Genomic DNA, 25,520 nt, shown 5'->3' with positions numbered 1-25,520 from the left:
AATTCCATGCTTTGGCTCACAGTCAAGTCAAATTCTTATATTTTAACGATTGACAGTTACTTCTGGTGTCACAACAAAGGTCAAAACTGTTTCATCAACTCCTTTGAGCTTCAATGGACTACCTTTAGTAATTTCTTCGTCCTGTAAATAATCAGCAACCGCCGCCGAAACCAAAATCGTACCTGGAACCGCAGCAGCTTGCAATCTAGCCGCAATATTGACACTCGGCCCAATTGCGGTGTAGTCTGCCCTTTCCGCACTCCCAAACATTCCTACAACGGCTGTACCCTGGTGAATTCCACAGCGAAACTGTACGCCACTGCCATGTTCAGCATCAAATATGCCTTGACTTTGCCATTTTTGGTTTAATTTTATCAATGACTTTTGCATAGCTCTAGCTGTATTCACGGCTCGACGCACCTGTTCATTAGGAGTGAGTTCTTCTGGCGCACCATACAAAGCTAAAATTGCATCTCCCATAAATTTATCTACTGTGCCACCGTTATCAAATACCCCTTTGGTCATGGCTTCTAAATATTCATTCAGCAATTCAGCCACGCGTCGGGATCTGAGGGTGTTGGCTAACTGGGTAAACCCAACAATGTCACTAAATAACACTGTAATTAACCGTGGTTCTGGACGTAAATCTAAGCTTAAAGCACCCGCCGCTGCTTTGGAAACCAAAGTAGGCGGTAAAAATCGTTTGAGTACAGATTCTGTCAAATAAGTGTTTAACTCCAAAACCCGTCTCTCGTTTTCTTTCAAGGCTAGAAGATTGCGAACCTCCGCTAGAAGTTCCCGATCATTGAATGGTTTTGCTAAATAAGCATCAGCTCCATATTCTGTCCCTTCGATGCGGGTTTCTTCGTCAACTTTGGCTGTCAGTAAGATAATAGGTGTGCCTTTCAGTTTTTCCTCACTGCGAATCATCCGAATCATTTCTAATCCCGTCACCATTGGCATCATTAAGTCGGTGACAATTAAGTTAGGATGAATTGCTTGAGCTTTACCAAAGCCTTCATAACCGTTGCGCGCTGTTTGAACTTGATAGCCACTACGCCGCAGGATATCAGACACGTAGGTTCGCAGATCCGCGTTGTCGTCTACTACAAGAATAGAGTATTGGGAGCGATCGCTTGCTGTTCCTGGTGTGTGTTCTCTTGGAGTAGGTTGCGCTTCTACAGGTATAGATAAATCTAAGTCTAACGTTGTATCTGTGTTGAGTTCTACCAGTTCTAAATCGGCTAACTCTACACTAGCTCGACTGGTATTCACTTCTACACGGGTTTCTGATACTTGCTGTTGGGGTAAATGAGCGTTACCAGCTACCAACAAGAGGCTAAAGGTGGTACCTTGACCATACACTGACTCAACTGTAACTGCACCACCGTGTAATTCTACTAATTCTTTAACTAAGGCTAAACCCAGTCCACTACCTTCATAAGAGCGATTTTCTGAACCTTCAGCTTGACGGAATCGCTCAAATAAGTGGGGAATCTGCTCTTGCGCGATGCCAATGCCTGTATCCTGTACCTGTAATAAGCAACGATTGCCAACATTTTTGAGGGTAACTTTGATTGTCCCGCCTTCAGGAGTAAATTTCATGGCATTTGACAGTAGGTTGTAAACTACCTTGTCAAATTTTTCCATGTCTAAATAAACGGTGGGACATTCACTAAAGTCAGTCGCTAGCTGTAGGGATTTTTTCTCACAGTAGGGACGAAATGACTCCACAATTTGACTGACAAACTCCACTAAGTCGCTAGGACGAAAACTCGGCTGCATCCTCCCAGCGTCTAAGCGTTGTAAGTCTAGTAACTGGTTAACTAATCTGAGTAACCGTCGAGAGTTTCGTAAAGCGATCGCACTTTGGTCATAGGATAACCCCTCCCCGGTGCTGACTGCTGACTCTAACGGCCCTTGAATTAAGGTAATGGGTGTACGGAATTCGTGGGAAATATTCTGGAAAAACTCGGTTTTTTGTTTATCTAGCTGTAATAGACGTTCTGCTTGCTCACGGGTTTTTTGATAGAGGCGTGACTGCTGTACTGCGATCGCCGCTTGATCAGCTACAGTTTTGGCTAACTCAATATCCGATGATAACCAGCGTCTCGCTTTGCTCCCTTCTCTTAAGGTAATACTACCGATACATTTATCATCAGCTACTAAAGGTACTACCATCAGCGATCGGGCTGGCTGTTTTCCTGGTAAATCAAAGCCTTGAATTTTTGAGCCATAATTATTCAAGTCATCAATTACCACAGGCTCATGTGTCTTGATGATTTCTTGCAAAATCGGATTGTCCCGAATTGGTACTTGCGATTCCGCCAAGCCAGGTATATTTAATTGATAATTGCCACTATATTCTTTATCAGAGACAGCCAGGGAATGATTCTCTAGAGGACGGGAGCTATCATACAACCCCACATACTGCACATACTCATCTTCTTCTGCCCACAAAGATAAAACACAGCCGTCTACTTGCAAAGCCTGTCCTAATTGCTGCGTAATCGCAGCAAAAATATCTTGGGGGTTGAGACTAGAGCGAATCGCTGTAGTAACTGTATTAATTAAAGCTTCTCGTTTGGCTAAGGCGCGTACTTGCTCATAAGCATAAGCTTGTGATAAAGCTAAAGCAGCTTGATCCGCCACCATCAACACCAATTGCACCTCATCTGCTTCCCAAATTCGCCCTTGGTGACACTGGTGTAATGCTAACACCGCCATCAATTGCTGTTGCCACAAAAGGGGTACAACTAAGCTAGAGGAGATATGTGCCTCCTCAAAGGCTTCTGCTCTATTTTGTAGTTCAGATGTACCCCCGTAAACTCTCTCATCTCCCTCGACATCATTAATTACTTGTACTTCGCGGGTTTCCCAAACCGTCTGGGCTAGTACGGAAGCGGGGGTGGGATGATTGATGGGTGCTGTGCTGTCTTCTTGATTAACCTCTGCTGAAGCCGCTTTTTGATAAATAAATCCTTCATCGACTAATTGTTCATCTTGGAAGGGACGCAATAGACAAACATCCACCTCCAACATCTGCCCAACTGTATCAACAATCGCTTGTAAAATTTGCCGATAGTCTAAAGCACTGCGAATTGTATTTGTAATAGTATTCAGCAGCGATTCTTGGCGTAGGGTGCGGGTTAGTTCACGAGTCCGCGCCTTGAGAACATTGTGAGTATCTAAAGCTTGACGAACTACACCCTTGAGTTCTTCTGCTTCCCAGGGTTTTGTAACATATTTAAATACTTTACCAGCATTAATCGCTTCCACTAAGTCTTCGACATCAGTGTAGCCAGTTAGAATAATCCGAATAATATCTGGATATTGCGTTGCCGTGAGGCTTAAAAATTCCGTCCCACTCATAATCGGCATACGCTGATCAGAGATGATGACTGCAACCTCTCCCTCTTGTGCCAGCAGATCCAGTGCCGCAGGGCCAGATGTTGCCCTTAGCACCTTGTACTCGCGATAGAAGGTGCGGTAGAGCAAGTCAAGGTTGTCTGGTTCATCATCAACAACCAAAATTTTAGGCTTACTGTTTACTTGGGATTTCATGCACCGCTTTCCTGCTGTAACGGCAGTGGGATAAAGGACAATCTAATTCAGATAAGAATGTTTATGAGTCAGTCGTAGACAGAACATTGTAACCAAATACGGTGATGTGGCTACAAGACTGCGTAGTATGGAACTATTCATAATTCATCAATCTCAATGGCTGGTAATAACTGCCATCGACATTGGAGCAGTGCAGTTAGTTTCATTATTAGTGATTTTTTTACAGATTCTATATTGACTGGTCAAATATTGCCTCACCTCCAGTATTTACCATCTAAATCCTCTATGCAGTAATCTCGCTCAGGTTAAGAAACTCGATTAAACTACACTCTCAGTTTTCCCGTTGTGACAGTTGCACTAACACTTTCAAGTAAATTTTATTTATACCAATTATTTGGCAATCAGTAAAATTACTAGCTTAGTTGAAACAAAAAGTATATCGTTAGACTAATATATCGCGTCTATATGGCTTTGAGGAAATTTAGTCTGAAAGTGGTCTTAGTGGCAACATATACGGGGAAAGTGACTTATTCATCAAGAACCCCAGTCTCTAGTTCATTGGTATGGTGTTGATCATGTTGGCAACCATAATTAATGTGCTAAATTATTATATTCTTACTGAGTTAATTTTTTATCTTTGCAATTTTTCATAGTTTGCCAAGTCTGTAAGGGCTATAAATCAAACTATGTTCATGAATGTTGAAATTGTGTTCTGGTAAGGGTTATTCATCTGATTTTTTGGCGTAGCGGCTACGCTTAGGGTTATAGACTACTATATTCTGGCGTTAGCCCACTCTACAAGTCCCATTGACTATCCTGGGGTGTAAGGGTGTAAGGGTGTAAGAGATGATGAGCCTCCGAAAAAAAGGATACAAGCCTCTATTTTTCAACATAGAGTACGCTGAAAGATGTATTTCAACATACGGTGTCCTTTTACCCAGCCTCTCAATTTTATTGATGGGGTTTCCCTTATACCCCTATACCCCTATACCCCTATACCCCCACACCCCTTGATTGACTCTCACGGATAAGTCAGCTTCTACTGCTGGCTTGTTTGTCAAGCGTACACCAAATAACCTGAAATAATTTCAGCTGACTTGCTGACGGTGTTTTAGGATATTTGAAAAGATTGCCATTGAAAAACATTAGCAGTGAACTTACCTTGACATACTGGTTTTTTGATCCATATCACCAACAACAAGTCACTTCACCAACACCAAGCAGTTCTCAGCACTTGCAAATTCGTGCGGCTAACTCTGCTGATTTAAAGGCTGTGGCTCAAATTATTGCAGAAAGCTTTCACTCCCAAAATGGTTTTTGGGGATTGGTATTTCCTTTGCTGCGTTTAGGTATTTATGAGGATCTTAAGCATCGTCTACTTTTATCTTCTCCACATCATATCTGTTTAGTTGCTGTCAATACCAGTGTTGATGGAATTCAACAATTAGTGGGTACTGTAGAGATGGGTGTGCGTGTCAGTGATATTTGGACAAGGGATAATAGGAGGTTCCTTTATGTATCTAACTTAGCTGTTCACCCAGAATACCGCAGGCACGGTGTCGCCTCCAAGTTGCTCATTAGCTGTGAACAAGTGTCACAGGAATGGGGGTTTGAGGATTTATATCTCCACGTTTTAGAAAATAACTATCAAGCCAGGCAGCTTTATTTCAAGCTGGGATATAAGGTACACAAAGTAGAATCCGATATGAATATATTCTTATTTCGACAGTCACGGCACATTTTACTACATAAACATTTGCCCTTAGACGCTTCAACCTAATATTTTGTAATGGTATGTAAATTATTTAGGGAAAATTCTTGCTTTAGTCAGTTTGTGAGAACTACTTAGTTAAAGGTTAGGTTATGTTTATTCAAAATTCGCAACATCTGGCAAAAAATAATTTATATTCTCACTAGTTTAGTTTAAATACGCAATTTTTCCATATGAGTGAGCAGTCTTACCTTATGGTTTTGGATAAAAAACATGGGTGAAAAATAACCAGATATCAACTACTGTAGTTCTTGATATCGATAGTATATTGCCGTTTGTTAGCCCCGAATCTCAAGCCATATAGACTGAGACTGTAATTACCAATTAGGACTAGAGGTGGGCTAATTTTGCTGTGTATTTTCGATGATGTACGACTTCGGCAAGACTTTTGATAAGCAGATTATGATCTAGCTTTAAGAAAGGTTTATATAAAAAATATGTCGATTTGATCTTGATATGTTAAAGGGAAGTTAGCTCAACTTCAGCTTTAAATACATCAGAAGATAACATTTAAACTATAATTGTGATGTCAGTAAAATTACGTTTAAATTCGCTTATTTTCCTTACAATAACTTAGCAATAAAGATATTAACTTCATGGAAACTTTAAATATTTTGAGTTTAATTGGCAGACAAATGTAGTTAGATCACATAAAATGTGATTACTTAATCATGTCAGCCCCTCTATTTCTTGAAATCTTAGTTAAAAGTAAACTCAAAATTCTTTTACTAAAGAAATATCAATAGCAAAAGAGTGAATATCAACAAAAAATCCCATAGCAAATTTCCAAATTTACACCATACAAAAGTTTGAGCAAGCAATGGATAGCGAAAAAAACCGCCGCTATCAGGTTACTATGGTATCAACTTACTACTCTGACAAAAATTGCCTTGACAGTTTTGTCATGCCAGATGGAACCGAGCCAACATACAGTTCGGATGTTTTGACGTTACTACAAAGTGGCCAAGTTTTAATCGTCAACAGTCGTAGGCGGAATGGTTTAATTCTGATTAAACGCTATCATGCTGAATTTGCCGGGCCAGGCGCAGCAGTTGGAGGTGAATATGATGCTGATTGCCAAATGGTCATTCCTATAGGAAATTTGTCTTTACTCACATCAGAATCCTATGAAGAACGGCAGAAAGCCTATCTCATTCGACGGCAGTGGATTAGACTGATCAAGCAGATTACTGAACATACACTACCTCAGCAGCGCGTGCAGAAAATCTTAGATCAGTTTGAGCAATATTTTCCCCAGGACGCAGTTGCTAATTTGCCAGATGAGGTTTTCGCTTTGTTGGTAGGAGTTTTACCTCAAACAGTGGGAATGGTGAGGCGTTGGGGGAATAGGGAATAGGGATTGGGGATTGGGGATTGGGGATTGGGGATTGGGGATTGGGGATTGGGGATTGGGCATTGGGCATTGGGCATTGGGCATTGGGGATTGGGCATTGGGGATTGGGCATTGGGCATTGGGCATTGGGCATTGGGCATTGGTCATTGGGAGACAAGGTTGAAGTAATGAGTAATGAGTAATGAGTAATGAGTAATGAGTAATGACTATTGACTATTGACTATTGACTATTGACTATTGACTATTGACTATTGACTAAAATACTCTCCAATACGATTTAGTGTGCGGGCGTTCTCTTCAGGGGTACCGATGGTAATTCTTAGTCCACCGCTAATTTCTCGGATGAGAGTACCTTGGTTTCTTAAGTTTTGATGAAGATGTTTTAAAGATATATTTTGTGATTGGGTAATTTCTGGTTGTAGACGCACGAAAATGAAGTTGGCAGCACTGTCTATTACTTGCAATGCTGGGTTTTGAGATAAAGCTGTAATTAGTTTGCTACGCTCATTGAGGGTTTGGGGAATTGACTCTAGCAAGATTTGCCGATTTTGTAAGCCTACGAGAGCCGCAGCTAGGGTAAAACTGGGTAGATTGTAGGGTAGGCGGACTTTTTCTAGAATGGCGATCGCTTCTGGATGAGCTATACAATAGCCTACACGCATAGCTGCGAGGCGAAAGGCTTTAGAAAAGGTGCGTAAAACTATCCAGTTGGGACGTTGTGCGAGTTCATTAACTAAAGTCGTTTGGCTAAATTCAAAATACGCTTCATCAATTACGACTAAAATGTTTTCACTCAAACCTTTTAACCAAGTTAATTCATTGGTGGTTAAGGGGTTAGCCGTGGGTGAATTGGGATGAACAACGAAAACTACGCGAATGGGAGGGTTTTGAGTTTGTTCTATTGCAGCTTGGGCTGCGGTTAAATCAATTTCAAAGTTCGCAGGATTTCTAGTAACTTCTACTACATTTATCCCTAAAGTTTTAGCTATAATCCCATACATGGAAAAGGTGGGATTAGCCACAAGTATAGAACCTTCTCCTCGCAAGCAAGTAGCAATTAATACAGAACGTATCAGTTCATCTGAACCATTACCTACAGAAATATGGTCAGCAGTAAATAGAGATGGGGTAGCACCAGATGATTCATTAACATATTCAGCGATCGCATTTTTTAGGGCTTGATGTCCCCCATCTGGGTAACGATTGGTTTCAATGACTTCTTGATAAGTCCAAGCTAGTTTTTGTTTTAACTCAGTGGGTAAATCATAGGGGCTTTCGTTTGTATCTAAACGATCTAACTGAGTTGGGACTGCGGCGGCGGTATCGCTACCAGGGTGAGGTTTGTAAGCGTTGAGTTGAGTTAAATCTGAACGAATAAAAGGAAGCATAGTTTTAGTTAATAGTCATTAGTCATTAGTCATTAGTCAACAGTCAATAGTCAATAGTCATTAGTTTTTCTTCCCCTGCTTCCCCTGCCTCCCCTGCCTCCCCTGCCTCCCCTGCCTCCCCTGCCTCCCCTAATCCCAGTCCCCAATCCCTAAAATAATTGACAAAATTCCTGAATGGCTTGCCAAATTTCTTCTGTAACATTACCAAGGGCGTGATCGCTGTCTAGTTCTATCAGCTTCGCCCAGGGACGGGATTGTATAAAATCTTGGCTGGCGGTGATGGGAATGACTTCATCTTGCTTGCCGTGGAGTATTAATGTGGGAATGGGGCGTTGCAATTGAGTTTCGGAGTATTGGGTGGCATCTGTTACAAAATTGTAGCTTAAAGGGAGCGATCGCTTTTCACCATAGTGATAAACCATGAGAAACTTTTCTTGTTGCCAACGCTGTATGGTTTCTTCGCCTAATTTGGTTAACCAATGCGATAAAAAGCCGAAAGCTGGTGCTAGCAGCACTAGGCGTTCTACTTGCAAATACTGCTGTGCTATGTGGGCAGCAGTCAAGCCTCCTAAACTAGAACCAATGAGGGTAACGGGTACAGAGTCACTGGTAAAAGTGGTAACAACCTGTTTAATTTGGCGTGAGATGGTTAACTCTGAGAAGTCCCCAGCATTGAGATCAGGAATAGTCAGGGGAATTTGTATTTGAGTAAAGCGATCGCTGATATCTTGTGCTTTCACTGATTTGGGACTGGAAGCAAAACCGTGTAGGTAGATGTATTGGGTAGTCATTAGAGGACAGGGAACAGGGAATAGGGAATAGGGAATAGGGAATAGGGAATAGGGAATAGGGAATAGTTTTTCTCATCTCCTACCTTATCTACCTTGTCTACCTTGTCTCCCCAATCCCCAATCCCCAATACTTCGACAAGCTCAGTACAAGTCCCCAGTCCCCAATCCCCAGTTAACAATCAAAAGTTCTGCCTGCTAAATTAGCAACCACAGATGCCAACTCATCGGGATTGACTGGTTTGGGGAGGTGTAGTTGGAAACCTGCTGACAGTGCTTTGGTACGGTCTTCTGGTCTAGCATATGCTGTTAGTGCGATCGCTGGAATTGTGCTGCTTTGTGATTGTGGGAGCGATCGCAGTTGACGAATGAGTGTATAACCGTCTGTTTGAGGCATTCCAATATCGCTAATGAGAATTTCTGGATAAAATTGCGGTAAGGCTTGTAGGGCTTCGGGGGCAGAAGAGACTGTCATTACTTGCGCGCCATAGTCTTCTAAAATTGTGCTGATTAATTTTTGTGCGTCTGGTTCATCATCAACAACTAGGACGCGTAAACCTTTGAGTATGGGTAAGTGATTAAAATTCTCCGTTTCGGTGGGATTTAATTCTGGTTGGTTGTGGTTTATTGGTTCAACAATGGCTTTCATGGGTAGGTTTACCACAAAAGTAGCTCCTTGCTCAAGTCCTGGGCTGGTGGCGTAGACTTTACCGCCATGCAATTCTACAAGGTGACGAACGATCGCTAGTCCTAATCCTAATCCGCCGTGCGATCGCGTTGTAGAGCTATCGGCTTGTCGAAATCGCTCGAATACGTGGGGTAGGAATTCGGGGGCGATACCTGAGCCTGTGTCACTTACCTGAATTTCCACTGAAGAATCTACACGCCTGAGTTTGACTGTGACTTTACCGCCTTTGGGAGTAAATTTGACAGCATTACTGAGCAAATTCCAGATAATCTGCTGTATGCGGTTGATATCACCCATAACTGAGCCAATGTTAGGTTCTGACTCGTGCTGGAGGGAAATTTCTTTGGCATTGACAGCAGGCTGAATAGTTTCTATTTCATTCTTGAGTATATTTGTCAAGTCTAATGGCTGAATTGTCAGGCGCATTTGACCCCGAATAATCTGGGATACATCTAAAATGTCTTGAATTATTTGGGTTAAAACTCTGGTGTTGCGTTCTATGGTTTCTAAGGCGCGCTCGGTTGTAATTTGATCAAATTGACGACTTCTCAGCAGTTGTACCCAGCCTAAGACAGCATTCAGTGGTGTACGCAACTCATGGGATAGGATAGCAAGAAATTCGTCTTTGATGCGGTTGGCGACTTCGGCGGCGGTGCGTGCGGCTTTTTCCCGTTCTAAAAGTTGTTGGCGTTCTTGTTCTGCTTGTTTGCGTTCGCTAATGTCAATCATAAAGCCATGTAGTAATCGTGGTTCTGTGCCAGAACGCACAACATTAACGATGTCATGTAGCCAAACAACTCTGCCATCAGCCGCTAACATCCTATATTCAAATTCATAGTTATCTAAAGACAGTGATGATTCATGGCAATGTTTAATCACCCAATTTTGATCTTCTGGGTGTATGTGTTCATCCCAAAAATTGTCTGAGTACCAGTCTTTTGGAGGGTAGCCTAAAATTTCTTCGCTTTGTGGCCCCACATAGGTAAATTTATTTTGGGCGATATCTACTTCCCAAGGAATTACCCTGACTTTTTCTGTGAGTTTCCTGAGTCTGGCTTCACTGGCTTGGAGGGCTTGTTTTGCTAAAATCCGTTCGCTGATATCTAGTACAAATCCGACTACTTGATTGTGTGAGCGTTCTAATAAGGCAAAGCCTACTATTACGTATACTCGACTACCATCTTTACGGATGTATTCAGTTTCTAGATTGTGACATACACCTGTAGTTTTGAGTGTAGCGATCGCGCGATCGCTTTGTGCCAAATATTCCGGCGGTGTAATTTGTAGCCAATTAACTCTGCTTTTGTGTAAATCCTCTTGTGTATAGCCTACTATCCTTAAGAAAGCATCATTAGCCTCTAGAACTAGCCCATTCAGATCAGCAACAATCACCCCGATAATATTAGAGTCTACTAACCTTCTAAATTTTGCTTCACTTTCTTGTAGCTGCTGATTAGTAAATTCTAATCTCCGCTTAGAAGTACCTAGCTCGGAGTTCAACCAACCAATTAGCGTTGAAACTAATACAAATAAAGATAAACGTAACTTGCTATCTAAATTGTTGACATATAGGGAAAATTTGGGGTCGAGGAAAAAGAAATCGATGCTAAAGGCAGATAATAAAGTTGTTAGTAGTCCTGACTGAAGTCCACCGTACCAAGAACTAATAGCTACGGCGGCAAAAAATAGTAAAAAAATAGTTGGTGTTAAAAGTTGTTTGAAGATGAACGTCAGCAATAAAGCAACACTGACAGTCAAAAATGCCACTGTGTAGGATAAAAACCTGGGGCGTATTCCTTTCAAGGTGGCCTCTCCTTTGTGCCTCTAGCTAGAGCATTATTCCCAAAATAGGTGAGAAAATGCGATCGCTCCACACTAATTTTGCATAGATTAAATGCCAATTTGACGTTCTTCTTTGTAAATCTGTCTAAAGGCTGAATCAGGAGTGGTGAGTGCTGAGTGCTGAGTAATGAGTGCTGAGTGGTGAGTGCTGAGTGGTGAGTAGTGAGTAGTGAGTGGTGAGTGGTGAGTGTTGAGTGTTGAGTGGTGAGTGGTGAGTGGTGAGTGGTGAGTGGTGAGTGTTGAGTGCTGAGTAGTGAGTGGTGAGTGGTGAGTGCTGAGTGCTGAGTGCTGAGTAGTGAGTGCTGAGTGGTGAGTGCTGAGTAGTGAGTAGTGAGTGCTGAGTGCTGAGTGCTGAGTGTTGAGTGGTGAGTGGTGAGTGGTGAGTGCTGAGTGGTGAGTGCTGAGTGCTGAGTGTTGACTAATGACTAATGACTAATGACTAATGACTAGAGAGATATAAGGTTTTGCGTGGTGGCGATGTAAAATGCTTGCAGTCCTCAGTGTATGATTACCAATGTCTAATGGCTCGTATTCCCACCTTAACGTTTGATCGCGGCACATTAATTTTACATCCACCACCACGGGGTAAAGCTTGGATGGATTATGCTACTTGGGATGATAGAGTCGAAAAATTCCGCATTCCAGGAATGAAATATCGTGCTGTGGTGGAAGCACTGCAAGCGGAAGATGTTGACTTTATCGATGAAGCTAAAGAATTTTATCCTGTGGACTTGGTAGCGAGTCTAGAAATGCAACCTTATCCCCATCAAAGTGAAGCTTTAGCAGCTTGGAAACTGGCGGGAAGACAGGGGGTAGTTGTTTTACCTACGGCGGCGGGGAAGACTTATTTGGCGCAAATGGCGATGCAGTCTACACCCCGCACGACTCTAATTGTTGTGCCGACTCTAGATTTAATGCACCAGTGGTATGCTCATTTGGTATCGGCGTTTCCTGATGCGGAGGTGGGTTTATTGGGGGGTGGTTCGCGGGATAAAACGCCGATTTTAGTCGCCACCTATGACAGTGCAGCCATTCACGCCGAAGCTTTGGGGAATAAATATGCTTTGATTGTTTTTGATGAGTGCCATCACTTACCTACAGATTTTAACCGCGTCATTGCCGAATATGCGATCGCACCCTATCGTTTAGGACTCTCAGCCACGCCAGAACGCACCGATGGGAAACACGCAGATTTAAATATTTTAATTGGGCAAGAAGTTTATCGCAAACGTGCCGAAGATTTAGCTGGGAAGGCGTTAGCAGAACACGAAATAGTGCAGATTAAGGTGAAATTATCACAGCATGAACGGGAAAGATACAATGAATTAGTTCAAATTCGCAATGATTTTTTGCGTCAAGCAAAGATTTCTTTGGGAAGTATTCAAGGTTGGCAAATGTTTGTGCAGATGAGCGCGCGATCGCAATCTGGACGTAGAGCCATGTTAGCACACCGCGAAGCCAAAGAAATTGCTCTCGGCACTGATGGTAAGTTACGCATTTTAGCTAATTTACTCGCCAAACATTATCCCGAAAGAATTTTAATTTTTACGGCTGATAATGCCACAGTTTACAAAATTTCCCAAGACTTATTAATTCCCGCCATTACCCATCAAACCGCAGTTAAAGAACGCCATGAAATTTTAACTAAATTTCGGGAAGGTGAATATAATACCTTGGTGGCTTCCCATGTTTTAAATGAAGGTGTTGACGTTCCCGCCGCTTCCGTGGCGATTATTTTATCGGGGACTGGTTCAACTAGAGAATATATTCAACGCTTGGGGAGAGTTTTACGGAAGGGAAATATTGCAGATAAACAAGCAATTCTGTACGAAGTTATAGCCGAAGATACCAGCGAAGAAAATACATCAGCAAGGCGACGGGGTGAAGATAAAAAAGCGAATTTAAAAGTAGTTTACGGCAGTGGTAAGGGAGAAGTCGCTAAAGCTGCCGAACAATTAGAAATTAATTATGTAGTCGATAAATCACCAGAGAATAACCAGGGAAATGCTACCTACAGAACTACTCAGCCACCGTCTAAACGGCGAAGAAATCATTCCCAAGAGACTGAAAATTGACACGAAAAATTTAGAGTTAGCTAACGAGTTAATCAATTGTTTTCAGTCAGCTTTGGGTAAAACTCAAGGTGAACTTGAGCGTCAACTTTTAGACTTAGAAGGTGATGCTACAGATTATCGAGTCAAGCGGGGTTTAGCTTACATTATTAAAAGCAATTTTTGTACTTTTGAAGTAGTAAGTCCCCTAGAACCACCAATGTTAAGAGAAAGGGTGTTCGCCTTAGCAGCGAAATCTCCACCGAGTCGAGAATCAACTCAAATGACATTGGTGAAAATTGCCGATGAATTAACCCAAGAATTAGAACGGGAAATCTTACCGCAACAAGTCCATGATGGACTCTATGCTGACTTAGTTGAAAATAGAATCCTCACCAACTTTGACACACCTACAGGTGTAGATTTAATTAATCGATATAATTTATCGCAAGTGCAGGGGATATTTTATAAAGCGAGTAAATTAATATTAAATGCCCATCGCAATGTTCCAGGAGAATATAAGCTGCTATTTCGCTATTTGAAATTGTTTCAATTAATGGCTTATATCGAAGGTGATGCTGACCACGGCTTTACAATTACGGTAGACGGGCCGACGAGTTTATTTACTCCGAGTACACGCTACGGATTAGCGATCGCTAAATTAATTCCCGCCTTACTTCATGTTACCAAATGGAGTCTCGCCGCCACCTTACAAACCCGTGATGTTTATACAGATACTTGGCGGACTGGCAGATTTACCCTGAATTCTGAATGTGGTTTAGTTTCCCATTACTCCAAAGGTAAGCCCTACGACAGTATGTTAGAAGCATCCTTCGCTGATAAATGGGATGCGATGAAAACCGACTGGGTATTAGAGAGAGAAGTTGATTTAATCCCTATTCCTGGGAGTGTGATGATTCCCGATTTTCGCTTAGTGCATCCCGATGGACGGGAATTTTTATTAGAAATAGTTGGATATTGGCGACCAGAATATTTACAGAAAAAGTTTTCTCAAGTGCGGCGTTCTGGTTGTGATAACTTAATTTTGGCTATTTCCGAAAGATTGAATTTAGAAAAAGCCGGTATTAAATTAGATAATGTGCCAGCCAGAATTATTTGGTTTAAAGATAAATTACTACCCAAGTCTGTGTTAGCAGTCATTGATTAAGTAGAACGGTGTAGATAATTCAAGGTTTGTAGTGAGGACTTTAGTCCTCTAATAAGGACTGAAGTCCTTACTACAAACTAGATACCAATCTTTTTACATTACTTCACATAGTTTGGTTTTTTCAAGTCGTTCTACTTAAGAAAGAACATCTGGGGGCTTAAATACCTATATTTTGTGAAAATCTTCCTTGTTAATGCTGTAAAGTAAAGCTTCTCCACCCAGAAGAGTAATCGAACTCTGCAACTTTTCGCCTATTTTTTCCGCTACCCGTCTAGAGGCTTGATTTTCAGGACGAATTAAGCTGATTAACTGGGTTATTCCCCAATTTTCAAAGCCGTAAGCCATCGCCGCCTTTGCACCTTCGGTAGCATAGCCCAAACCCCAAAATTGTCGCCGCAAAGACCAGCCAATTTCTAGTCCCGGCCAGTCTTCCGGTTGCCAATAGCCGATTCTACCAATCATTTCGCCACTGGATTTTTCCTCAACCGCCCACATTCCATAACCCCGCAATTGCCAATGTCCCAGCATCATTGCTAGATTGCGCCATGATTCCTCACGGGATAAAGGTTTACCATAGCCGATATAACGCATCACTTCGGAATCTCCGCACATATCGGCGTAAGCGTCGAAGTCTTGCTGTTTAAATGCCCGTAAAATTAAGCGGGGTGTCGCAAGTTGGGGAATTAGCATTACAGCTACAGATTTTCAGGAGTCTGCTCAGTATCTGACGATTCTTCATTATTAAAGAATAATAGCCGCACAGCCAGAACCGCAAAACCTACAGCCGCGATCGCTTTTAATAAACGGGTGGGGAGTACCTCTGCAACTGCACCCCCAGCTAATGCACCCAAGAAACTAGCCAAGAGTAACGCCGCCGCACTCCCAAAGAAAACCGCACGCACAGATTGACCACGCCCAGAAAGTGCGATCGCCGCTAGTTGGCTTTTGTCGCCTAACTCGGAAATAAATACTGTAATAAAACTCAGTCCTAAAAGATGCCAATCCATAATATTGGGGAAGGGGGGATAGGGAATGGGGAATGGGAAAGATTAACCTTGTAATACATCCCAGAACAGCATGACGGAGACGAAAAGCAGCATGATTCCGGCTGATTTGTCTAGAATTTTGGGACTGAATTTTTTAGAAATCCAACTACCTAACAATACGCCTAATAAGCTGGTGGTAATCAGTGCAGATGCAGAACCGAGAAATACTACCCAAGGTGCATGGGATTCTGCACTCATTAATAAAGTTGAGAGTTGGGTTTTATCGCCAATTTCCGCGAGAAAAATCGTAATAAAAGTAGTAGCGAAAACAATAAGTGGTGAATCTTGTTTTTTCTGGCTCTCAGCACTAACTACAGGCTGAATCGTTTCCATTGTGCTAGATTCGGTAGTCATTGTTAATGCTGGCTGGTTCTTAGACGCAGATACGCCAGTTAGGATTACAGGTGCAGAGTCAAGTTTCACAGGCAGTAGTTTTGTTACTAGATATTTTTCATATTCTTCTCATTTTTGCAGATGGGTGTCATAAATTGCAACTCTACCGCAAAAATGCAATTTTTCTCGGAGATAACATCTAGTCAAGGATTGGTTTTATTCCCCTTGCGGGGAAAAGGTTGATGGAAACGGATCGCTTTCGCTGTAGCCAGCAGTCCTCAAATAGTGTTTCAGTCCCCTTGCGGGGAAAAGGTTGATGGAAACACATTTTGCCAAATAAAGTAGCTAACGTTAATTCCTGTTTCAGTCCCCTTGCGGGGAAAAGGTTGATGGAAACTGGACGGAAGGCAAAGAGTTGGAAGGAGGAAAAGAGGTTTCAGTCCCCTTGCGGGGAAAAGGTTGATGGAAACTGTGTCCTTTGCGTCTGACGACAATATCGTAGGGAGGTTTCAGTCCCCTTGCGGGGAAAAGGTTGATGGAAACAATACATATCTATCAGACTTTCCGTATTCAAAGGGATGTTTCAGTCCCCTTGCGGGGAAAAGGTTGATGGAAACCTTGGGATCTCTGCATGGTGGCGGAGTCCAGTGAGAGTTTCAGTCCCCTTGCGGGGAAAAGGTTGATGGAAACGCGATTTATCTGAAACTGCTTTAGATGACTCTAAAGAAACGTTTCAGTCCCCTTGCGGGGAAAAGGTTGATGGAAACTATTGGGCAAGGTAGATTGCCGGGTTGCATAGGGGTTTCAGTCCCCTTGCGGGGAAAAGGTTGATGGAAACGAGTATGCTTCGTAGTTAATGGAAGCGTTTGTACGTGTTTCAGTCCCCTTGCGGGGAAAAGGTTGATGGAAACAGTGCATCTGCTACTATCCAGTTGGCTTCAGGTAGGTTTCAGTCCCCTTGCGGGGAAAAGGTTGATGGAAACAGTCCAAAGCTATAACGAACAAAACCAGAGATCAAGAAGTTTCAGTCCCCTTGCGGGGAAAAGGTTGATGGAAACACGCGCCTTGGATTTGGTGGCTAAACAAAGATTTCTTGAGTGATGTTTCAGTCCCCTTGCGGGGAAAAGGTTGATGGAAACTTCTGAGGTTAGTTGTAATTCTCCAGTTACAAAGTCTACTCGTTTCAGTCCCCTTGCGGGGAAAAGGTTGATGGAAACTTACCTTACAGCATTCTAGAAACTGAAACAGATGCAACGTTTCAGTCCCCTTGCGGGGAAAAGGTTGATGGAAACTTTTTCCTCATAAACAGCATCAATCGCCTGGGTAAAGTTTCAGTCCCCTTGCGGGGAAAAGGTTGATGGAAACTAAAACGGCTCAAGTCTAGAGTTCAAGAATTCAAAGGTTTCAGTCCCCTTGCGGGGAAAAGGTTGATGGAAACTTCCAAATAAAACTTTTCACTTAATAGCATGAACTATTCAGGTTTCAGTCCCCTTGCGGGGAAAAGGTTGATGGAAACTGCTCGGTACTGAAACTTATATAGAGCAAGCTTCCTGGGAAGCATTTTGACGAGTCGCAAAATTAGGTCGATTTCAGCCCACCTTATTGCGAGTAATTCGCAACTTCCCGAACTATCGAAACGCTGTAATTATTATGTTGTCAAGGTTCTGGCGATTTTGACGAATCACTGGGGTTTTTGACCCCGCTTCGACTGGTCAAACATCAAGTTAATAAACCCATCATAAGACTATAACTTGTTCTTGTCGAGGTATTTCTGAACCATATGTAATAGTTCTTTTCACTGCGCCCGCATCGAGTACGTATATTCGTACAGAATCCTCTTCAGGTTTGATGAGTTTTTCGACTTTTGTTTGTAGTGTAGCAAATTGGACTGCTGTTAAAAAACACTCAAATACACTGTATTGCGTCCATTTGCCGTAACCAGAAAGCATTTTATGCAACCGCGTGCGGCGTTTATTTGCTGCTTTATTGTCTGGCAGGTCGTAAATGATCAGATAAAATAGTTTGGTCATAATTAAGTAGAACAAGGTAAACAATGAAAGGTTTGTAGTGAGAACTTTAGTTCTCTCCGAGAGGCTGCGCGAATAGAAAAGGACTAAAGTCCTTACTACAAACTGAATCTTAGGATTTTTGCATTGCTGAATATAGTTTGGTTTTTTCTAGTCGCTCTACTTAACGTAAAGCCAAGGCTTTATAGGGAATTCCTTCTTGCAAATGACGACTGAGTAACCTGGCTTGTAATTCTATGGCGCGGCGATAAGTGCATCGATATTCAAAAACAGGATGCTTAAACTCATCCTTCATTTTGCGTTCAAAGGCTTGCAAAAATGATTTTTTAGCAGCTTCTTTCAGCCGATAAGCACCTAAACTTTCATCAAAATCTTGCGGTTGAATTTCGCGTTTATGTAATACAGTCAGCACAATATTATCGGCAATTAAAGCTCGGAACTCTTCCATTAAATCGAGTACCATTGCAGGCTGACCGTGATGTACTTCGTGGAGGTATCCTATATATGGATCTAAACCGGTGACATGAACAGCCGCAGTTACTTGCACTCGCAACAAACCATAGGCGAAACTGAGGAGTGAATTGACGGGATCTGTGGGTGGACGGCGATTTCTGCCGTTAAAAGTCCACTGTTTTCCTACCATATCCGGCCAGCAAGCAAAATATTCTTTGGCGGCTAACCCTTCAATACCTCTCACTTGGTCTATGGTTTTCTGGTTTTTAACTTGATTTTTACGTTCTTTTAGGGGGTTATCCCGTTGATTTTGGCGGTACAAAACTTGATATTGATTGTGAATTTTAGCCGCTACTATTGTTTGCACCAGTTCCAACCGCCGCACAGGATCATGATATACCTGATACTGAGCTAATCGGAGTTGACCATTACGGGAAGAACCAGGAAGTGCAGACCCAAGATATTTACCAAAGTGAGATAGGTAATGCACTGGCATTCCCAATTCTAAAGCATACATCAGAGCATCCCCTGTAACTTGGGGATTTCCCATTAACACTACTTGTTCTACAGTTTGTGCTGGGACACTTTGTTTTTTCCAAGAACCATCTTCTTGTTTGAGAGCAATATTAAAGGCTTCATAATTCTTGCTCAAAACAGCATCAGCTTGAGTGACGTAGAGGATAGGCATATATTAGATGTGAAATAGTTGGTGAATGAGGTTAAAAATCGTCGCTTGTGGAGAGATGGGATTTTTGTAATTGCCTAACTTCAACAGGTAGACAAATATTTTGTAAACTACATGATTTACATTTCTTGGTGTGGTCAATTGGTGCAGGCATAGCTTTATAGGCAGCAAGTTGAGCTAGTAAAATTGCCTGTTCTGTCATTTGCCGGAGTTCTGGGGTGAATGCTACTGTCTGTCTTTTGCGGTTAGCGTGATAGAATATTTCACCATAGGTAATAGTGTGTCCAGTGCGTTCCTCTAAACACAAAGCGGCTGCACACAGTTGAAAATGATCGTTAAGATGCTGTGCCATCTTGCCTTTTTTGTATTCCACTGGGATAAGTTGACCGTCGCATTCTTCCACAGCATCAATAATACCAGCAACTTTTAGGCGATCGCTCCACACCCATTGTTGTTGATGAATTAGGGTTTCTCCCTCTTGAAATGTGGTTTCTTCATTCACATTGCGGTGAATATGGCGACCTAAAATAATATGTTCATTGTCTTCCATTTCACCCAACACATATTCCAAATAAAATCGGCGTGGACAATATTCCCAAGCGTTAAGATACGCTAGGGGCAAGTAGTCTTCTGTCATAAGCGCATAGTCAATATAAATCTAAATTTCTTAATTTTGAATTTTGAATTTTGAATTTTGAATTGATACCTGTCCCATCCCCATCGCGGTTTTACGTCCGACACCGGCGAAGCTGGCGAAATTAGCTAATACTGTCGCAATTCTCGCTGCTTCTGGCTCTAAAAACTGATATTTCACCCAACCTTCAGCCCCAATTTCTGCGCTAGCTTCTAACTTTAAAGCATAGGTTTTCAGTTCAAAAGCTGCAATTTGAGCATTCCATTCTACAGCCGGAAACTTTAATTCTGGGGGTGCAAAAGTATTCCAACGTCGCCACAAATTATCAAATACTAACTCTGGTAAGGGAAAAGGTTGTACTTTTTTAGCTTGCTTAAAACTAGTCGGAGACAGAAATTTTAGTGTGATTTCTTCAGAGATGTTGTCTATATTTGCTAGTGTGTTGTAATCAGAAATATCTGCTAAAGGATGAGTACCAGGTAAAGTATAAAAACCGCGTAAGACAAACTGACATTCACCCAAATTGAGTCGTTCACTGTGCCAAAGTTCTATACCTTTTAATAATGGCTCAATCAAATCTCCATCTAGCAAACCGATGCGAAAAATAAAATCATCGCCTGGTTTGGTTCGGGGTTGACGACGGTATCCCATCAAGCCGGAAACACTAAAGGGTGAAACTTGTGCGCGGTGGATAATATCTGCGGTTTGCGGATCTGCTAATCTCAGCCAGTCCATAACCTGAGCATGAATTGCTCTCCCCAGACTAGCAGGGATAATTTTTCCCGAAGTCGCACCCAGTTGAATTACCACAGCATATAGACTAGTGGATTTAGGCGGTGATGATATCAGTTCCAGCACCATAGGAGACTCCAGCAGGTAAACAGGTTTTATCAGGTAATTCCCAATAGTCGCCAGTCAGTTGCGCTTGACTAACTAAACTTACAGGAGGCATGACAATGCGGTTGTAAAGTAGTAGTCTGGATGATGGGGGTAAGTCTAAGGGATTTAAGGGATGCTTACTGATATATTGTCCAGAGCGTTCCTTCCATTCTGTAATTTTTGTGGTTTCAACTTGTACCTTCGCCGACCATTTACCCAATCTTACCCAATGGGGAATTATCACATCTGCACTAGCGATAATATAGGTTTTATACCGACTACCTACGGCTAATTCCTTAGCACGACCGTAATTAATGGGATAATTACGTTTCGCACCATCGCCACCGAACTGCACAGATTTACCATAGTAGGCGACTTGTGCGGCTTTGAAGGTATTGACTTGATAAGACCAAACCACAGGTAAAGCGGGAAAAACATAAATTCCTGCTTGGTTGAGATGTAACAGATTTTGCTCTTGACTTGCGTCTAAATAACTAGGTTTTTGAGCGATCGCCCCTTTAAGTCGATAAGGTTTTGGGATATACTCTGCTTCAAAGAAAGCAAAACTCAACGCCCAATTGTGCAGATATTTTTCGGTTTCATAGAGAATCCCCATTTCACGAGTCGCAAAAAATACATTGTCGTGGAGGGTTAGTTTGCATTCGTAAATTATCATTGTTAGCTCTCTTGGTTGCGAATTGGGCATTGGGCATGGGGCATTGGGCATAGGGCATTGGGCATAGGGCATTGTATTTTTCTCCCCCTGCTCCCCCTGCTCCCCCTGCTCCCCCTGCTCCCCCTGCCCCCCCTGCTCCCCCTGCCCCCCCTGCCCCCCCTGCTCCCTGCCCCCCTGCCTTATTTCCCTTTCCCTTTCTTACCTGCGATCGCGCCGTAGGTTTCTGCGTAAACTTTGGTTTGTTGATACAAAGTATTCAGTGTATCCCGTAATTGAGTTTCATCTTGATAAATGGTTGCGACTTCACTCAATAAATCATGTAATTGAGAACCGGTAATGACTTGAGTTTTCCGAATGGGTTCTTGGTTGAGTAAGTTGGTTGTCACTTCTGTGGCTTTGTTGAGAATGTCGGCAATTGGGGCGTTAATATCTGGTTTTAAGGCATCATACAAGGCTTGGGTAAAGTGGAGGTTACTGAATATTTCGCCATCACATAAGGCAATGCCAATGATATGATTTGCCATTGTCCCTGTTCTTGATTCTTGTGCGCCGTAGCGACGAGTCCGCATCAGGTTTCCTAACACATATAAAAAGCCTTCATAGGTGGGGTCGCGGAGGGTTTCTACTGTGGGAAAGGTAATTTCTGGTAATATATGATCCAGTTCATTGATTGATGAACGTACTTTATTACTTTCGCTCCTTTTAGGGTCATCATAATCTAACATCATTGTTCCTGATTCACTTAAAGAATTAAAAGTAAAACTCTTGTGAGATTCTTGATATACACTGAGAGAAAACGCAGAATCAGAGTAAACTTTTGAGCGTTCTGAACCACTATCACCAACAGCAAAACCATAGATTACACAGTCTGGACATTTCCCGCAAAACTGTTCTGCACCGTATCTACAAAAGTTTTCAACTTTCTTGTCTTCTGAGTCTATGAGATTCAACGAGCGTAAAAGCTCCCTACCAACTAATCGCTCAGGACTTACTTGCTTACGCTTGAACATGACTAAGCGACTGATGGCTTCTTGGGTAGTAATTCCTGCTTGGGTGCGGGCTGTATTCAAAACGCCATCGGTTTGAAATACGGGGAAGGATTGACTGTGACGCACCATTAAAAAGTGAACGTATTTGCCAGATGCTAAACGGGGGAAAGCTGTTTGAAATTCTGGTTTTATGGTGTTAAGAATAGTCATTTATTTTTCTCCTTTAGTTTGTGTTTTTTCGGTTTGTTTTTCTTGTGCAGCTAACAAGCGATAAGCAAATTCAGCACCGGATTTAATGCGGTTGCGGTTTTCTTGGAGTAAAGCGCGATCGCCTTTATAAAGTCCCAAGAATAATTCATCTACGCAGGTTGTCATAAAGGTATGAATTGCTGCTAATTCCTGGGCTTTACGTGTGGAAATATCGACGGATTTATCCATTAAAAACGGGCGTTTATAAACTTCTTGTCGTTCTAGTGCATCATTGAGTTGTCCCGCCGCTTGCAAAATTACGTCTTCTCTCGCTATCTGTTCGGGAACTGTCAAAATTACTTCCAAAGCTTTCGCCAGTGGGAGTAAAACTGCATGACTAGATTCCCCAACATTCACTTGATAAAATTGGCGATACTCTTTTACCAAGCGTTCAATTAATTGCAATTTTTCGGTCATCTTTTGATCTCCTGTTATCCAGAGTTGGGCATATTTCCAAATACGTTTAACATCTTCTGGGCTTGGTTCTCGTTTGTTTTCGCGGATTCCTTCATTAGCGATCGCAAATACATTTAATACATCGGTGGCTAAATCTCTGGCTGTCCCATTCAAGGCTTGCCAACGTGCATCCGGTGGGGAACTGCGAAACTCTAAATGAATGCTGTAAGCTATCAATAGCCGTTCTAAGGCTGGTGCTAAATCCTGCAATCGTAGGTTTTGATTTATACCTAATATTTGCCAAAATCCCGCCGCCCCGTCTAGTTTGGCTGACTCTACAAATTCTTGGTCGCTGGCGTAAAGTGGGTCAGGACTACTTGTAGCAACTACTTTCACACCTAAAAGTGTAGGTAATGCTAAGGCTAAAAAACTCGGTTCTACCCAAGCATCTGTAGTAGTTTTACCCCTGGTAGTGGTATAAGTCATTGCCATAAATGGCAAGTCTGCACGGGAGTAACTATCACCATATCTACCGATTTCCGCCTCATCCCGCCAAGACAAAGTTTGCAGTCCGCTATATTGCATCCCCCCATCTAACCAATGTTTGCGGACTTCCCACAGGTTGACGCGTTTGAGTTCCTTCACCAGTCGCCGCACTGCGACAGCAACTTGGGGTGAGTAGACGTAAGCCGGGAAGATATATAAAAATACAGGCTGTTGTTCTTCTAATTTTCCCGACGCACCAGTCCAAAAGGCTTGACGCATCAGCATTTCTAATGACCAGATTTTAGAAATACCCCGTTTAATGCGTCCTCCTCCCAAGGCGTTTTTGTTGCTGTATTGTTGGGGTTTGAATAGGACGACAGTATCTAGTTGATCCTCAGCATCAGGATCGCCTGCACTTAAAGAACAAATGGCTTGATTATTGACTTTTGCTAAAGAATATGTATTTAGTTCATTAGCAAACTCAACTGCTGGCTGATTAGAGGGATAAACCTCCAAATATTGAGCTAAGTAGTGAATAAAAGCCTCATAAGTAGGACTACTATTGGCTTTGAGTAAATTATTTTGCTCTGCCCAAGTAGCGAGGCGATCGCTTAATTTTCCTAAAAAGTCTTTTACCTGTCCCTCGTCTAAGGTGGCGTGAGTTGCTATGTAATGGGCTGCGGCTTGATACCAGCCATAATTTACACCCCCTGATTGTACCTGTGTTTGTTCTGGTGATATTGTGCCTTGCAATTCCAAAGCTGACAGCATCCAAGGTATGTAGTCTTGACTACCTTCAAAAAATTCTCGTTGTGCCAAGATAATCAACTCGGCTAATCTATCAGCCCGAATATCTGCACCTTGTAATAAAAAGGTTTTTTCTGCATCCGTGAGAGTTAATTTTTCTAACCGCTTGGGTGTAGCTGGAGATTTGACATTGGCGACTTTGATTTGTACGACGCTAGGAAGTAGACGAATCAAGTCAGCAGGGGTAAACAACTCTAAAGTCTGGGGAGCAATTTTCATTCCCTTCCCATCACGAACAAAACCCACATCACCGCGTTGGAAGTATGCGGCTAATCCTAGTTGATTGTTGTCTTCATCGCCTCGAATCAGACTTTCCCACACAGCCGTTTGAATATCTGCTAAGTCGGGTGTGATTACATCCGTGGGAGTGAGATATACTGCACCCTGAGCAAAATAAAGAATCGGATTCCATCCCAACTGACGGGCAAAATTGACGACGGCGTTATGAATTTGGTTGGTAATTAAACCCCGACAATCCCGCAGGCGATGGTAAACCAATTTTTGGGGAATGTTGAGCCAGTCGAGATGATCTTGGAGGCGATCGCCTTTTGTGGTGGTGACAACCTCTGCGGGGTCGCCCATGTGAACTGCCACATCACCAAAGGCTAATAGGTGACGTAAGACATCATTCAAACGACGGTCATCTAGAGTAAATTGGCGTTCATCGTTCTCCCAGTTAGAAAGAATCGAGTTACTATCAACGCTAAATTGAGTATTTTGGGCGAGATAGGCAATTTCTAGTAAATAATCTTGCCATTGATCCCAAAACAGTTGAAAGTCTAGTTTTTCGCCTAATTCACGGCATAAGTTAATGATTGCATCAATTTCGTGGGCTTTTGGTGGTGGTTGTTCTTCGCCTTGACCCCGTACATATTTGTTGTAGTCGTGTAGGGTTAAACCTAAGCATAGTAAGCGTTTTTCGGCTTCTTTGAGTTGTCGGTGTTGGGGTAAATAAAGGCTGAGATTCCAGGCTGTTAATAGTCCATTGAGGACGTGAACTAAGAGGCTTTGGTCGGGTTTTGTAGCCCAGCGTTTAGCGTTTTCATTTGCATAGCGATCGCCCTGTTTGATGAGGGTTTGATAGTGGGCTGTTTCTGACCCTCCCATTGCGGGAATTAATCCAAATTCTCTTTCCATTGCGGGGAGAATGGTTTGGATGAAGGTTTGTAAAATTGGGTCGGTGTCGGATGGGAGGGTTTCTATGAGTAGGGTTTGTAGTAGTGTGAGCATGAATCAATTCAAAATT

At 42.4% G+C, this 25,520-nt stretch carries 20 protein-coding genes and 1 CRISPR repeat array; of the genes, 5 read left to right on the top strand and 15 right to left on the bottom strand.

Annotated features, from left to right (window positions below; genetic code table 11):
* Positions 1-42: 42 nt before the first annotated feature.
* The gene (locus CV014_RS06295) at positions 43-3,564 is read right to left on the bottom strand and encodes a response regulator (RefSeq protein ID WP_236141250.1); all 3,522 of its coding nucleotides are present in this window, start codon (positions 3,562-3,564) and stop codon (positions 43-45) included.
* 1,135 nt (positions 3,565-4,699) lie between these two features.
* Here CV014_RS06295 and CV014_RS06290 point away from each other — a divergent pair.
* From CV014_RS06290 to CV014_RS06280, 3 genes are all read left to right on the top strand, one after another.
* Positions 4,700-5,344 carry a GNAT family N-acetyltransferase gene (locus CV014_RS06290; protein WP_236141249.1) on the top strand — a complete coding sequence of 215 codons (645 nt, stop codon included), beginning with the start codon at positions 4,700-4,702 and terminating at the stop codon, positions 5,342-5,344.
* Between the two features lie 811 nt (positions 5,345-6,155).
* Positions 6,156-6,692 (top strand): hypothetical protein, encoded by a 537-nt coding sequence (locus CV014_RS06285; RefSeq protein ID WP_236141248.1) that lies wholly within the window; start codon positions 6,156-6,158, stop codon positions 6,690-6,692.
* A 3-nt stretch (positions 6,693-6,695) separates the two neighbouring features.
* Complete coding sequence (locus CV014_RS06280; RefSeq protein WP_236141247.1) at positions 6,696-6,857, top strand: hypothetical protein; 162 nt, start codon at positions 6,696-6,698, stop codon at positions 6,855-6,857.
* 80 nt (positions 6,858-6,937) lie between these two features.
* Here CV014_RS06280 and CV014_RS06275 read toward each other — a convergent pair whose 3' ends face one another.
* From CV014_RS06275 to CV014_RS06260, 4 genes are all read right to left on the bottom strand, one after another.
* Positions 6,938-8,077: a histidinol-phosphate transaminase gene (locus CV014_RS06275; protein WP_236141246.1), complete on the bottom strand. Its 1,140-nt coding sequence runs from the start codon at positions 8,075-8,077 to the stop codon at positions 6,938-6,940.
* A 149-nt stretch (positions 8,078-8,226) separates the two neighbouring features.
* Entirely contained in the window at positions 8,227-8,868 is a 642-nt protein-coding gene (locus CV014_RS06270; protein ID WP_236141245.1) for a YqiA/YcfP family alpha/beta fold hydrolase, read from the bottom strand.
* Positions 8,868-9,047, bottom strand: a complete 180-nt coding sequence (locus tag CV014_RS06265) for a hypothetical protein (RefSeq protein WP_236141244.1) — start codon at positions 9,045-9,047, stop codon at positions 8,868-8,870. Before CV014_RS06265 ends, CV014_RS06270 begins: the two co-directional genes overlap by 1 nt.
* Positions 9,041-11,356 (bottom strand): hybrid sensor histidine kinase/response regulator, encoded by a 2,316-nt coding sequence (locus CV014_RS06260; RefSeq protein ID WP_236141243.1) that lies wholly within the window; start codon positions 11,354-11,356, stop codon positions 9,041-9,043. Before CV014_RS06260 ends, CV014_RS06265 begins: the two co-directional genes overlap by 7 nt.
* Positions 11,357-11,916: 560 nt before the next feature.
* On the opposite strand from CV014_RS06260, the gene CV014_RS06255 reads away from it, so the two are divergent.
* Positions 11,917-13,470 (top strand): DEAD/DEAH box helicase family protein, encoded by a 1,554-nt coding sequence (locus tag CV014_RS06255; protein WP_236141242.1) that lies wholly within the window; start codon positions 11,917-11,919, stop codon positions 13,468-13,470.
* Positions 13,400-14,614, top strand: a complete 1,215-nt coding sequence (locus CV014_RS06250; protein WP_236141241.1) for a DUF790 family protein — start codon at positions 13,400-13,402, stop codon at positions 14,612-14,614. Before CV014_RS06255 ends, CV014_RS06250 begins: the two co-directional genes overlap by 71 nt.
* Positions 14,615-14,779: 165 nt before the next feature.
* Here the strand turns inward: CV014_RS06250 and CV014_RS06245 are convergent, their stop codons facing one another.
* From CV014_RS06245 to cas10d, 10 genes are all read right to left on the bottom strand, one after another.
* Positions 14,780-15,304 (bottom strand): GNAT family N-acetyltransferase, encoded by a 525-nt coding sequence (locus tag CV014_RS06245; RefSeq protein ID WP_236141240.1) that lies wholly within the window; start codon positions 15,302-15,304, stop codon positions 14,780-14,782.
* Between the two features lie 5 nt (positions 15,305-15,309).
* Complete coding sequence (locus CV014_RS06240; protein WP_236141239.1) at positions 15,310-15,621, bottom strand: TMEM165/GDT1 family protein; 312 nt, start codon at positions 15,619-15,621, stop codon at positions 15,310-15,312.
* Between the two features lie 42 nt (positions 15,622-15,663).
* A complete protein-coding gene (locus tag CV014_RS06235) occupies positions 15,664-16,083 on the bottom strand; it encodes a TMEM165/GDT1 family protein (RefSeq protein ID WP_236141238.1) in 420 nt (139 codons plus the stop codon).
* A gap of 123 nt (positions 16,084-16,206) precedes the next feature.
* Positions 16,207-17,509: a CRISPR direct-repeat array (repeat unit 37 nt; unit sequence GTTTCAGTCCCCTTGCGGGGAAAAGGTTGATGGAAAC).
* A 220-nt stretch (positions 17,510-17,729) separates the two neighbouring features.
* Positions 17,730-18,023, bottom strand: coding sequence for a CRISPR-associated endonuclease Cas2 (gene cas2, locus CV014_RS06230; RefSeq protein ID WP_236141237.1), 294 nt, complete (start codon positions 18,021-18,023; stop codon positions 17,730-17,732).
* Between the two features lie 160 nt (positions 18,024-18,183).
* A complete protein-coding gene (cas1d, locus tag CV014_RS06225; protein WP_236141236.1) occupies positions 18,184-19,161 on the bottom strand; it encodes a type I-D CRISPR-associated endonuclease Cas1d in 978 nt (325 codons plus the stop codon).
* A gap of 31 nt (positions 19,162-19,192) precedes the next feature.
* The gene (gene cas4 / locus CV014_RS06220; protein ID WP_236141235.1) at positions 19,193-19,795 is read right to left on the bottom strand and encodes a CRISPR-associated protein Cas4; all 603 of its coding nucleotides are present in this window, start codon (positions 19,793-19,795) and stop codon (positions 19,193-19,195) included.
* Between the two features lie 30 nt (positions 19,796-19,825).
* Positions 19,826-20,653 carry a CRISPR system precrRNA processing endoribonuclease RAMP protein Cas6 gene (gene cas6, locus CV014_RS06215; protein WP_236141234.1) on the bottom strand — a complete coding sequence of 276 codons (828 nt, stop codon included), beginning with the start codon at positions 20,651-20,653 and terminating at the stop codon, positions 19,826-19,828.
* Entirely contained in the window at positions 20,622-21,419 is a 798-nt protein-coding gene (gene cas5d / locus CV014_RS06210) for a type I-D CRISPR-associated protein Cas5/Csc1 (protein ID WP_236141233.1), read from the bottom strand. Before cas5d ends, cas6 begins: the two co-directional genes overlap by 32 nt.
* A gap of 107 nt (positions 21,420-21,526) precedes the next feature.
* Positions 21,527-22,546, bottom strand: a complete 1,020-nt coding sequence (cas7d, locus tag CV014_RS06205) for a type I-D CRISPR-associated protein Cas7/Csc2 (protein WP_236141232.1) — start codon at positions 22,544-22,546, stop codon at positions 21,527-21,529.
* Complete coding sequence (cas10d, locus tag CV014_RS06200; protein WP_236141231.1) at positions 22,547-25,504, bottom strand: type I-D CRISPR-associated protein Cas10d/Csc3; 2,958 nt, start codon at positions 25,502-25,504, stop codon at positions 22,547-22,549.
* Positions 25,505-25,520: the final 16 nt, after the last annotated feature.

Source organism: Nostoc sp. CMAA1605, assembly GCF_021596505.1.
Taxonomy (GTDB): domain Bacteria; phylum Cyanobacteriota; class Cyanobacteriia; order Cyanobacteriales; family Nostocaceae; genus Trichormus.
This window is presented reverse-complemented; position numbering and strand designations above follow the sequence as displayed.